We start from the raw sequence: 11,811 nt of genomic DNA, 5'->3' as shown, positions 1-11,811 counted from the left end.
GGGAAGTATACATGATTTGTACAGAATTTGATGCGGGAATTAGTCCATCGATTTCCCTTAAATATCCTGCCACTCTTCTGTGTAATGCACGTATAGCTGATAACCTGTCCTATAAGGGACGACATGCTTCAAGTATTCGACTTCCTCTTTTGCACGTAATATGTAAGGTAGGGTAGGGTACCAATGAGTATTTTTCTAATGAATCTCAAACAGAAACTATCGGAAAAAACAGCAAGAAAAGAGGTGCTTCTCGTATCTTTGGCCAGTAACAAAACCCCTCCCAAAGTTAGCCCGCCTCTGCCACTTTTCGTCGGCCATTTTACCAGAATTTTACCATCATTTTACCATGAGCAATTTTCAGACATAAAAAAACCAACCCTAACAGGTTGGTTTTTCTAAGGTATTTTGGTCGGCATGATAGGATTTGAACCTACGACCCCCGACACCCCATGACGGTGCGCTACCAGGCTGCGCTACATGCCGATGACTTTTCTTATATTACCGTTTTTTATTGACAAAGCAAGCCCCTAATTTAATGAGTGCTTGATTTTTAAACGATTAGTTTGCCAAAAATCGTTTCACTTCCGTTAGTATCTGTAATAATTGGGCAAGGTTTGGTTTGGCTCCTTGAACTTCATTGCCATCTAAATCATACAGATGATATTCCCCATCCTTGGAAATATAGAGGGTATTTTTAGTCGTCGTGACAATTAATGAACCATTATCACCCGTAATCAGCCATGGGTTTTCTCTTTGAGCATTAAAGAGATCTTGGCCCTGTGAGTAATCGTCCGGCGAATTAGTCACGTGTAATAAACGACGCATTAAGGTCGTCATGATATCTTGATGGCTGGTCAGCTTATCGATAGTTTGTGCCGGGGTGCCCGGCCACTGAATGATCAGGGGAACATGGAGCTGTTCGCGGTTGAATTTGTCATCGGTAAACCATTTTGCGCTGTTACTGGCGGTTTCTTTACCCTGTTTGGCTGTAATCACAATGATCGTTTTATCCAGAACGCCTTTATTTTTCAGGACCTCTAAAACATGGTTGATTTCGGTATCCAGCGCTTTCTTGTCAAATTTGCCGGAAGAAGGCGCAAGACCATTAATATTTAGAAATGAAAACCACGGTGTGGAGCCATTACGTAGATCCAGCCATTGGCTCCATTGCGCTACAGTGACGCTATCGTCTTGTTTTTTGGCTTCTGGCAATGAATAGTCGGCCAGTATGGCCTGACGATAAAGTGGTGTTTGGAATCCATCTGAAGAGAAGAGGACAAACTGATACCCTTGATGGGTCAGGGAATCGATCAGTGCGGATGATTTCCTGGCGTTAAGGATGCTGTCCAGATAACCCGATGATATGCCATAGAATAAACCAAACAATGCCGTATCGTTTTGCATGCCTGTGCTGAAATGTTGTGTGAACTGGATATTGTTCTTCGCGAAGTGTGCCAGAGTTGGCATATCATGGCTGATATCTTGATTATTCAATCCATCCACGACAAGCACAAGTAAGTTATAGCCACGCCCGGCATCCCGATAAGACAAGTTATTCAGTGGATAATTGACACTCAAGGCGGTGGGATTGCCTTGTTGGTTAATGCGGCGTTGAAATTCTTGATGATCCAGCAAACCATGTTTTTCAAGGAACTTGCGTGCAGTCATTGGATAAGAAATTGGCAAGTTTGAGCGCTGCATGGTAATCGGACGATAAAAATTGGCATCCGCCCAGATGTACATCAAATGTGAAGCGACAAACGCAGTAATAAAGACGGCTGCCAGTGGCTTACCAAATCGTTGACGATTTAAGCTGCGTAATTTTTGCCAACTCCATGTGCCAAAAAGCATCTGTATCAGGAAAATCAGTGGGATACAGATGAACATCAGTTGCCATTCTCTGGCTAATTCGCCTTGTTCTGGGTTGGTGACTAAATCCCAAACCAATGGGGTTAAATGCAGGTGAAAGCGCACATAGACGGAAGAATCAAAGATTAGCAGCGTTAAACCTACTGTCGCCAATGCGGCTGAAAGAAATCGCATTAGCCGCTGAGACATAACGATAAATGTCAGCGGAAATAAAATAAGTAAGTAGATGGCAAAGACAATGAAACTGAAATGGCCGAGCCAACTGACCAGCGCGTAGATGCGACCAAACAGTGAACCCGGCCAGTCAGATGCAAATAGATAGCGACTGCCCAGCACAAGACTGAACATAATGTTGAACAGTGCGAACCAGTGCCCCCAACTGATCATCTGAGAAACTTTTTCGCGGTAATGCTGACAGCTAGTCACCATATTTCTTTACGTCAAGGTATTAATGAGATTAATGCGCTTTATCTTCGTTGATTGAAGACTGTAACGCGTGTGCAAACGAGTCTGCAATATGTCTGCGTTGTGCGGGAGCAATACTCGTATTGATCAAATTCGTTACCATATTACCCAAAACCATTAAGGTCAGGTCAGTTGGAGTATGGTCTTTCTCGAAAACATTTACTAATTCAGTTAATAAATGTTCAACTTTTTCATCGCTATAGCGAGATGACTGTGGCATAAATCAAAAATCCTGAATGTACAAAGCCCCATATCTTACCGTATAGAGAGGGCTTTTTCTGCTTTTTTATGACAAATTAATTCGCTGCTGCCGGAGTTGTTGCCAATATTGACTATGCTGCATCATTTTAATCTTTGCGATGTTGAAGGTTGGCAACCAAATAATGGGCGTTTTTTAACCGCTTTGGTTTTTGGTTGCAGCAGAAAGATAACGATGTTTGAATACGCTGCTAACCGCACGGCCTGATATGGCCAAAGCTGCAAAAGGAGTATAAATAATGAGTCTGGAAATTACCCAGATCGCGTTACATCGGTTGATTAAGCGTGATGAACAAACCTTGGAAGTGATTTTACGTGATGCTTTGCTGGATACCAATCAAGTGGTTGAAGAGATGATGGCAGAGTTGCATCGTGTATATAGCGCAAAAAGTAAGGCTTACGGTTTGTTTAATGAGGAAAGTGAGCTGGCGGGATCTCTCCGTCATTTGCGTAAAGGAGATGAAGATTTTCTCGGTTTTAGCCGGGCTGCCACTGTTCGCTTGAAAGATGAGTTGGCGAAGTATCCGTTCGCGGAAGGAGGAACGGTGCTGTTTTGTCAATATCGCTATCTTGCCGTGGAATATTTGCTGATTGCCGTGCTGAATAGTTGCAACAGCACATCCGTCAATGACGAACTCGATGTTAATACAACGCAATATCTTGATATTCCCCATGCTGATATTATTGCAAGAATCGATCTGACTGAATGGGAAACCAATCCCGAATCCAGTCGTTACCTGACATTCTTAAAAGGACGGGTAGGGCGCAAGGTTTCGGACTTTTTTATGGATTTCCTTGCCGCGAGCGAAGGCATGAATGCCAAAGTGCAAAATAAAGGTTTGTTGCAGGCGTTGGATGATTATTGTGAGTCGGCGCAGTTGGATAAAAATGAGCGTCAGGCTTATCGGCAGCAAGTTTATGGTTACTGTAATGAGCAGTTACAGGCCGGCGAGGAGATTAAGCTGCAAGAGCTGTCCCAAGAATTGCCTGCATTGGGAGAGCAAAATTTTCAGCAATTTTCGCAGGAAAAGGGCTATGAATTGGCAGAAAGTTTTCCGGCCGATCGCGGAACATTGCGTCAATTGACAAAATTTGCCGGCAGTGGGGGCGGGTTAACCATCAACTTTGATGCCATGCTGATGGGGGAGCGAATTTTTTGGGACCCGGTAACCGATACATTAACGATTAAAGGTACGCCACCGAATCTGCGTGACCAATTGCAGCGTCATGGTGGTGGTAATCGTTAAACAGGTAGCCGTGAAGACACTGAATGGCAGAAATAAATAACGCCGCAAAAGCGGCGTTATTTACTCGGCGTCCCGATAAAAGCTCGACTGTGGCTAATTAAGCACGCAGGAAATCGATGTGCGTCAGTTTAGGTTTAAACGGATGACGCTGTACTGCCTGCACTTTAACGTTAGTTTCTTTACCATCAACAACCAGAGTCAGAACTTCGTAAAATTCTGGCTTGCTTTCGTGGTTGATAACTGCATCGTGATCCAGTTCGATAGAAACTGGCTCTTGGTTACCACCGTAGATAATTGCTGGAAACTTGTTAGCTCTGCGCAGGCGGCGGCTCGCACCCTTGCCCTGCTCTTTACGTACTTCTGCATTAATAGTTAACATTATTTTTTCTCTGTAAAAGAATAAAATAAATCCTGCTACAGGCGACCCAGCAGCAGGTTCGATATTTGTCTTAACATGGGTTATTACGTTAAGCGGGCGGCATTCTAACGAAAAACCGATATGACAGCAAATATAAATATGCTTTCCGGTTGGTGTGTGGGCGGTCTATTCAGCCTATTTAGTACAGATCATCTGCTCGTCTAAATCGTCCGTTGTAGTCAAAAACTTTTTCTCGAATCTGCCAAAATTGCCCTTTTTTACGCGCGACAACAAAGTCAGGATGGCGCAATAAAGGCAGTTGATTAGCGATGTCTGCTGCTGTTCTCCAACGAAAAACAGTGCCTGGTGCCCGTTGATGTTGACGAATAAATTGTAATTCAAAGACTTTCTTTTGAGCTGGGGTAGATAAACGAAATAACTCTGATACGTCAGCACCCTCTTCATCGTAATAGGTGATTTTTAGCCATTCTCCTTTATTATCGTGACCTGGAGTGAGTTGCATGCCGCCACAACGTAACACCAGCGCATCTTTTAGTCGTAAGGCTGCTTTTAGCATATCATCGGGATCAACCAGCACTTCTTCACAACGATGGCAGCGCCGGGCGGCGATATCGTTTTCTGCCCCACAATGGGGGCATGATTTAAAGCGAAAACGAAAATCACATTGTTGACGTTTTCCCTTTTCATCTTCTTCCCAGCCTTGGCAGCGGCGCCCAAAGTGCTCAATGATCTCTCCATCTGTTGTGCATGTCCCCCAAAAAGTATTGGCGAATTGGCAAACGGGACAGAATATTTGTACGGGCTGGCTTTGTGAGTTGGGTTTGCTGCTACCCACTTCAGGCGTGTAAAGATCATGGGGATTACCGGCATAGTCCAGGATTAGGCAATCTTTTTTGTCAGGAAATAAACGTAAGCCGCGTCCGACGATCTGTTGATAAAGGCTGACGGATTCTGTAGGGCGCAAGATGGCGATTAAATCAACATGAGGCGCATCGAATCCGGTTGTGAGTACGGCAACATTGACCATATAGCGGAGTCGTTGTTCCTTGAATGCCATAATTAAGCGATCTCGTTCAGATGCGGGGGTATCTGCGCTGATCAGCGCGGTTTGCTCTGGGGGCAGTAATTGGGAAATTTCTTTGGCGTGTTCGACTGTCGCAGCGAAAATCATCACACCTTTTCGGTTTTGTGCATATTCGACGATCTGCCTGATAATATGGGGAGTGATGCGCTTTTGCCGTTTGATTTCTCGGTTTAATTCCGCTTCGTTGAATATTCCTTGCTGGCTGGTACGTACCTGATTGAAATCATATTGCATGATGGGCATGTCCAGTCTTTCTGGAGAAACCAGAAAATGATGTTTAATCATATAGCGCAATGGAAGTTCATAAATGCAATCCCGAAAAAAGCGGCGTTCATCACCGCGGGTCATGCCATGATAATGATATTGATATATCCAGCCAGCGCCAAGGCGATAAGGCGTTGCGGTTAACCCCAGAATGCGGATTTGGGGATTGTTTTTTCGGAGTTGGAGGATGATTTGCTGGTATTGGCTGTTTTCATCATCGCTGATGCGATGGCATTCATCAATGATTAACAGTGAAAAAGGGTGATCAAAGCAATCCAGATTGCGGGAAATGGACTGAATACTGCCAAAAACTACTTTCCCTTCACTCTGTTTTTGATTGAGTCCTGCGGAAAAAATGTCCGCATTCAATCCATAAGCACAATATTTGCTGTGGTTCTGCGCAACAAGTTCTTTAACATGTGCCAGCACCAAAACGCGACCATGAGCCAGCTTTGCCAATTCAGCAATGACAAGGCTTTTACCTGCACCGGTCGGCAAAACAATAACAGCAGGGGTGCTATGCTGGCGAAAATAGCGAATGGTTGCGTCTACTGCTTCTTGTTGATAAGGACGTAAAGTAAAAGCCATTTTTATGTTACTGTCACAAATATCAGATAAAAGATAATGAGTATAGAGAATAACATTTTTCATTTAACCTTGCCGTTGGGAAATAATTTGACATTATTTTTCCAGGATTAAATGGGCTATAACGTGTCGCTTATTATTGCTATAGTAACGGGGGTGATGATTTTTCTATAAATTATCTGCTTAATCTTGTATCCCAATAGTGGCCTTGAAGTTGTTCGCAATATCAAGGACACATTCATATGTGTTTATTTTTGTCAGGTACATCTATTCATGCGATTGGATAAATTTTTATCACAACAATTAGGTATCAGCCGTAACGACGTGGGGCGTGAGTTGCGGGCAGGGCGAGTCACTGTCGATGATGAAATCATCAAAATGGGAGCCTATAAATTAAAGTCCGATCAGCAAGTCGCTTACGATGGCACGATATTGCAGCAATTAAATGGTTCGCGTTATTTTATGTTGAATAAGCCTCGAGGATACGTCTGTTCGACAGATGATCCGTCAAATCCGACAATTTTGTATTTTATCGATGAGCCTGTTGCCCATAAATTACATTCCGCAGGGCGTTTGGATATCGACACGACTGGGTTGGTTTTGTTGACTGATGATGGTCAATGGTCACACCGTATTACATCCCCCAAACATCACTGCGAGAAAACCTACCTTGTGACATTAGAACATCCCGTCTCGGAGGATACTGAACAAAAATTCTTGGCGGGAGTACAGTTAAACGGGGAGAAAACGCTGACAAAACCCGCACAACTGGAAATTCTCGAGCCACAATGTGTTCGTTTGACCATCAGTGAAGGACGTTATCACCAAGTAAAACGGATGTTTGCCGCAGTAGGAAATCATGTTGTTGCACTTCATCGGGAGCGGATCGGCGAAATTTATCTCGACCGAGAATTGGAGCCAGGAGAGTATCGCGCGCTGACTGAGAGTGAAATCAATAGTATACAAATGCCAACACCTTAATTTTTATCTTTCAATTGATTCAGGAGTAACTGCGTGCAACAACAGCGTTTGTCCTATTTGGGATTAGTGTTAATCCTTGGTTTGCTTTCTATGCTAATGCCATTGGCAATTGATATGTATTTGCCGAGTATGCCAACAATTGCTGAGAATTTTGCTGTCAGTGATGGTTTGGTGCAAATGACGTTGAGCAGCTATATTTTGGGCTTTGCTATTGGTCAAATGATTTATGGACCAATGTCGGATAGCTTAGGGCGCAAACCCGTTATTTTGGGAGGTGTCATTGTTTTTGCCATCTCTTCTGCTGCATGTGCTTTGGCACAAGAGATTGATACTTTTATTGCCATGCGTTTCTTGCATGGATTTTCTGCTGCGGCAGCCAGTGTTGTCATCAACGCCCTGATGCGTGATCGGTTCACAAAAGAAGAATTTTCCCGCAGCATGTCTTTTGTGACATTAGTGATGATTATCGCACCCTTATTGGCGCCCATGTTAGGTGGGATGTTGATGGTATGGTTCAACTGGCATGCTATTTTCTGGTCGATTGCCATTGTTGCCGTCATTGCGGTCGTTCTGGTTGCCCTTTTCATAAAAGAGACGTTACCGAAAGAGAAAAGGCAGAAATTTCACTTACAAACTACCTTGAGGCAGTTTGTTATGCTATTCCGGCAACGCCAAGTATTATGTTATATCTTGGCAAGTGGGTTTTCTTTCGCGGGAATGTTCTCTTTTCTCAGTGTGGGTGCATTTGTTTACATCAAGCTAAACGGTGTCCCTGCACAGCATTTCGGTTACTATTTTGGGCTGAATATTATTTTTCTGTTCATCATGGCAACGATCAATAGCCAGTGTGTTCGCAAATATGGGCCATTGAAAATGTTACATATTGGGCTATTTGTCCAATTTGTCATGGGATTGTGGTTGCTGTTTAGTACCCTGTTTGATCTGGGATTTGTTTCTCTGGTTATGGGGGTTGCGATTTATATCAGCGGTATTTCTATGATTACGTCTAACACGATGGCTGTCGTATTGGATGATTATCCCCATATGGCGGGGACAGTCTCTTCGCTGGCTGGAACTATCCGTTTTGGTATTGCCGCATCCGTAGGGGCTATTTTGTCTTTATTGCCTGAGGAAAATGCCTGGCCGATGGTCGGCTCAATGGCATTATGCGTGATATTAGCAATGATGCTGATTATCTATGCACGTGATAAGTCGCATAAAGAATCAGTATCGTAAATAGTCGAAGAAATGGCCATGATTCAGAAATCATTAAGGTCAAATATAAGATATTTTTAAAGGTCATCTGCCAGTATGGGATGGCCTTTTGTTTATAGAATTTTTAACGATGCTGCTATCTGATCTGATAAACAGAAAATATCGAGTAATCATCAAACAAATATAGGCATTTGTTAATTTATCACATCCAGACAGTGCTTAAGTGTTGGTTTTTTGTTAATATATTGTGTCGGCTTTATGGTTGTGGAAGGTTATAGCGTTGTCATTATTTAATTCATTGTAAATAAAAAGGTTATTTTTTCATTGTCATTCAGTGGCGTTTGGAAAAAACAGATATGTAAATAAATTTTGAATAAAAAGTTGCTGTTTTGCATAAAAATAAGTTGAATTTTTTACCTAAACAGTATAAATATATATAAAATGCGAGCTAAGTCGCACTTTTTTTGAAGTGGGAAATGAAGTAAGTGCGGTAATGCGATTTTTATTTTAACCTTTTGTTTACTTTTTGGTTGGGTGGTTATTCGGTTTTGACGAATCGATAATCTACCGTTGGTGGTTAGATGTATTAATGTTGTTTCTGATAGGAATGATGCGTGAATAATATCCAACTTTCGGTAGTACATAGACTGCCGCAAAGTTATCGGTGGTCAGCAGGTTTTGTTGGTACAAAAGTTGAGATTTTACCAGCAGAAGAAACAGATTTAAGAAATAGCCTGATGGGGCTGAAATTATTAAGCCATGAAGGCGAAAAAGCACGGGAAATTTTGTACGCTATAAATCAGTCTATTGCTGATATGCAGATACTAAGTACTGTGATTGAGTGGGAAGAGGAACCCTGTTTGTTTTTTGCTAAGGAAGATGAGAGTGCAGTGATATGTCGTTTAAAGACGCTGGGTGCTGCAATTGCAGAAAATATAACCGCGCTGTATCCACTATAACTTTACCCATTGATAAAAAACGCTTCTTAAAGAGAAGCGTTTTTTAATGTCTGCAAGAGAAAAACGTCTTAGGTGTCAGTTATACTGAGGGTTTTATATTATCTGATAACACGCGTCTGGCACCGTAGTAACGTTTGCTCCAGTAAGTATCGGTCAATTTGGAAACGATGACCCCGTTACTGGTTGAAGCATGGACAAATTGATTATTGCCGATGTAGATACCGATATGACGCATACGGCGCCCTGTCTTAAACAGCACCAAATCACCAGCCCGCAATTTAGCACGGTTCACGGTTTGACCTACATTTTGTTGTTCTAATGTGGAACGTGGTAACTCCAAGCCAAATTGATCATGGAAAGTACGTTGCACAAAAGCAGAACAATCGATACCGCGTTTGGTATTCCCCCCAAGCCGATAGGCTACACCTTTCCAGTCTGCATATTGATTAAGTATTTTAGACTTAATATCTAAGTTGTTAACCAGAGTTTCAAACTCATCCTGAGATGCTTGCAGTAAATAATGCTTTTGAGTGTTTACTGTATGCGTCTCAGTTTGTTTATTGCGTAGGCTGGAATCTGGTGAACTACATGCGGTCAGTGCGGCTGCCACTATGACTGCGGGTATCAGCCGCAAGATGTATCTCAGTATCGGTCTGGATTTAACCATTTATTGATTTTCCCTTGCAGTCCTTCAAGTGACTTATCACCACCATGAAAAATGAAAACACTAAATGTTCTAAAGCCTAGTCAAAAAATGATGAATTAACAAATTATTAGTCCATAAAGTGTGCGAAGCAACACATTTTATTAGTATCTTTACAAAACGTATTATTTTAATACACAGGACGCAGGAAAGATTACTGAAATAAAGCGTAAAAAGCGAGAGACAAAAAGAATTTTTTACAGAAAAAAACAGATTAATAACTAATGGGTTAGAGTAATTTGTTATTATTTTATACGGCTCTGATAGATAGACTGTGATATTGAGGAGATAACAAGTCTCTCCTCAATATTATGACCTTAACTACCGCGTTTAATATGTGGTAATTTTTTGTCTAATCCTGTTGCCATAATGTCACTTAATGGGGTTAGTAGTATCCAGCTCATGCCGATCAGTGTCAAAGACAAAGAACCTACTGCAACATCTGTAAACCAGTGAGCACCAGCCATAATGCGAGGAAGGGCAAAAGCGATCATAATCAGCAGAGCAATGCAGAATGCCCCACGGGAGATATAACGCAGAATAAAGCTGCTGAAAATTAAGAGCATTAACCCGTGATCACCAGGGAAACTGTCTTTGGAAGCATCTTTTGTATGCCAACTGGTCATTTCGTTTATGCGATTAACATGCTCAAATGTCAGTGTCGGGCTTGGGCGGCTGACGGGGATTTGATGTCCGATTTGATTAATGATAACGGCTGAGATCAGCATCACCAGGCCAACCATGAAAAGCCGGCGCTTGCCTGCATAATCCTGTTTGCGAAATGCACTGTAATAAAGCAGACCCATACATAAAAGTGATATGACATCAAATGCCCTGACATTTGCGATAGCGACAAAGAGAGCAAATTTTGAGTCAGGCAGCAATTTTTCGTTGAAAAAATAAAAAATAGAAGAATCAATGTGGAACCAAAAGCCGTGGTTCTCAGGCAGGTACCATGAGAGGAACAGGGCAATACCAAGGAGATTGAGAATAAGTATAGCGAATGGGTGACTGCGAGTCATGGGATACCTATTTAGCTCGTTATTTAACACATAAAGTGGGGTTTGGTAGACAAATTAACCCGGGAAGGGACTATAGCAAAATTTATGGTAAAGCGTAATCACCATTGGATACTATCGAAAAAATAGCTAAATCCCCATGACAGTACCGATAATATATATTTGGTGCAATGTCGATGTCTGACTATTATTAAATAACCACAAATTGATTCCTTCATATCCTAATTTGTTAGCATATTATATCGAATTTTGGCTTGTGTTAATAAAAAATATAAAGAAAGTATCTCATTTGACGTTATATAGATAGCAAAGCGTTACACCATTATCTGGTTTTCAAATTAGCGCGAAGCTGAAGTTGAAAAAAGATAATAATACCTGTAGTGGAGGTTGAATGCTTATGTTACGAAAAATGACGACTTTTTTGTTCATGTCCTTATCTTACCCTATAGTGGCGAATTCTCCGTCAACCTCCAGCTCTGGCGCTATTTATTTCCATGGTGCTATCGTTGATCCTCCATGCCAGGTTAGTTGGGATGAAGACCATACTGAGGTAGTCTGTTGGTATAATGGTAAACAATTAAAGCAAAATAAAGTGATAGAATATCAAAAGGATAGTAACTTTCCATTATCAATTGAAAAACATATCGGAAAAGAAGATATAAGATGGGTGGGAAAAAATAAGGAATTGGGCATCGTTATTATAACTTATCATTAAATGTTATATGGAAGTATCATGATTATTTCATTTATTTTATCCAAACAATATAAAATAAAAACAATAAA

At 41.7% G+C, this 11,811-nt stretch carries 11 protein-coding genes and 1 tRNA gene; 5 read left to right on the top strand and 7 right to left on the bottom strand.

What is annotated here, in order from left to right; translation table 11 throughout:
- Window positions 1-406 precede the first annotated feature (406 nt).
- The 3 genes from PSI15_RS12905 to PSI15_RS12895 all read right to left on the bottom strand — a co-directional run bounded on the left by PSI15_RS12905 (window position 407) and on the right by PSI15_RS12895 (window position 2,554).
- Window positions 407-483 (bottom strand) — tRNA-Pro (locus PSI15_RS12905).
- A 75-nt stretch (window positions 484-558) separates the two neighbouring features.
- A complete protein-coding gene (yejM, locus tag PSI15_RS12900) occupies window positions 559-2,298 on the bottom strand; it encodes an LPS biosynthesis-modulating metalloenzyme YejM (RefSeq protein ID WP_273583874.1) in 1,740 nt (579 codons plus the stop codon).
- A gap of 28 nt (window positions 2,299-2,326) precedes the next feature.
- Window positions 2,327-2,554, bottom strand: coding sequence for a YejL family protein (locus PSI15_RS12895; protein ID WP_045971370.1), 228 nt, complete (start codon window positions 2,552-2,554; stop codon window positions 2,327-2,329).
- Between the two features lie 277 nt (window positions 2,555-2,831).
- On the opposite strand from PSI15_RS12895, the gene yejK reads away from it, so the two are divergent.
- Window positions 2,832-3,839 (top strand): nucleoid-associated protein YejK, encoded by a 1,008-nt coding sequence (gene yejK, locus PSI15_RS12890; protein WP_273583873.1) that lies wholly within the window; start codon window positions 2,832-2,834, stop codon window positions 3,837-3,839.
- Between the two features lie 97 nt (window positions 3,840-3,936).
- On the opposite strand, the gene rplY is transcribed toward yejK, so the two are convergent.
- Entirely contained in the window at window positions 3,937-4,218 is a 282-nt protein-coding gene (rplY, locus tag PSI15_RS12885; RefSeq protein ID WP_045971366.1) for a 50S ribosomal protein L25, read from the bottom strand.
- Between the two features lie 178 nt (window positions 4,219-4,396).
- Entirely contained in the window at window positions 4,397-6,154 is a 1,758-nt protein-coding gene (locus PSI15_RS12880) for a DEAD/DEAH box helicase (RefSeq protein ID WP_273583875.1), read from the bottom strand.
- 270 nt (window positions 6,155-6,424) lie between these two features.
- Here PSI15_RS12880 and rsuA point away from each other — a divergent pair, with 270 nt between their 5' ends.
- From rsuA to PSI15_RS12865, 3 genes are all read left to right on the top strand, one after another.
- Window positions 6,425-7,132: a 16S rRNA pseudouridine(516) synthase RsuA gene (gene rsuA / locus PSI15_RS12875; RefSeq protein ID WP_273583872.1), complete on the top strand. Its 708-nt coding sequence runs from the start codon at window positions 6,425-6,427 to the stop codon at window positions 7,130-7,132.
- A 33-nt stretch (window positions 7,133-7,165) separates the two neighbouring features.
- Window positions 7,166-8,368, top strand: a complete 1,203-nt coding sequence (locus tag PSI15_RS12870) for a Bcr/CflA family multidrug efflux MFS transporter (RefSeq protein ID WP_273583871.1) — start codon at window positions 7,166-7,168, stop codon at window positions 8,366-8,368.
- Window positions 8,369-8,961: 593 nt separating this feature from the next.
- Window positions 8,962-9,306, top strand: a complete 345-nt coding sequence (locus PSI15_RS12865; protein ID WP_273583870.1) for a YejG family protein — start codon at window positions 8,962-8,964, stop codon at window positions 9,304-9,306.
- A gap of 79 nt (window positions 9,307-9,385) precedes the next feature.
- Here the strand turns inward: PSI15_RS12865 and mepS are convergent, their stop codons facing one another.
- On the bottom strand, window positions 9,386-9,973 hold the full coding sequence (gene mepS, locus PSI15_RS12860) for a bifunctional murein DD-endopeptidase/murein LD-carboxypeptidase (RefSeq protein ID WP_273583869.1): 588 nt from the start codon (window positions 9,971-9,973) through the stop codon (window positions 9,386-9,388).
- Window positions 9,974-10,326: 353 nt separating this feature from the next.
- Entirely contained in the window at window positions 10,327-11,031 is a 705-nt protein-coding gene (locus tag PSI15_RS12855) for a phosphatase PAP2 family protein (RefSeq protein ID WP_273583868.1), read from the bottom strand.
- Window positions 11,032-11,425: 394 nt separating this feature from the next.
- Between PSI15_RS12855 and PSI15_RS12850 the strand changes: the two genes are divergently transcribed.
- The gene (locus PSI15_RS12850) at window positions 11,426-11,743 is read left to right on the top strand and encodes a type 1 fimbrial protein (RefSeq protein WP_273583867.1); all 318 of its coding nucleotides are present in this window, start codon (window positions 11,426-11,428) and stop codon (window positions 11,741-11,743) included.
- Window positions 11,744-11,811: the final 68 nt, after the last annotated feature.

The organism is Xenorhabdus sp. PR6a, assembly GCF_028599065.1.
Classification (GTDB): domain Bacteria; phylum Pseudomonadota; class Gammaproteobacteria; order Enterobacterales; family Enterobacteriaceae; genus Xenorhabdus; species Xenorhabdus doucetiae.
This window is presented reverse-complemented; position numbering and strand designations above follow the sequence as displayed.

Bases quoted from the DNA above. Each gene is read 5' to 3' on its own strand.
- yejM (WP_273583874.1), bottom strand. From the start codon at position 2,298: ATGGTGACTAGCTGTCAGCATTACCGCGAAAAAGTTTCTCAGATGATC.
- PSI15_RS12895 (WP_045971370.1), bottom strand. From the start codon at position 2,554: ATGCCACAGTCATCTCGCTATAGCGATGAAAAAGTTGAACATTTATTA.
- yejK (WP_273583873.1), top strand. From the start codon at position 2,832: ATGAGTCTGGAAATTACCCAGATCGCGTTACATCGGTTGATTAAGCGT.
- rplY (WP_045971366.1), bottom strand. From the start codon at position 4,218: ATGTTAACTATTAATGCAGAAGTACGTAAAGAGCAGGGCAAGGGTGCG.
- PSI15_RS12880 (WP_273583875.1), bottom strand. From the start codon at position 6,154: ATGGCTTTTACTTTACGTCCTTATCAACAAGAAGCAGTAGACGCAACC.
- rsuA (WP_273583872.1), top strand. From the start codon at position 6,425: ATGCGATTGGATAAATTTTTATCACAACAATTAGGTATCAGCCGTAAC.
- mepS (WP_273583869.1), bottom strand. From the start codon at position 9,973: ATGGTTAAATCCAGACCGATACTGAGATACATCTTGCGGCTGATACCC.
- PSI15_RS12855 (WP_273583868.1), bottom strand. From the start codon at position 11,031: ATGACTCGCAGTCACCCATTCGCTATACTTATTCTCAATCTCCTTGGT.
- PSI15_RS12850 (WP_273583867.1), top strand. From the start codon at position 11,426: ATGTTACGAAAAATGACGACTTTTTTGTTCATGTCCTTATCTTACCCT.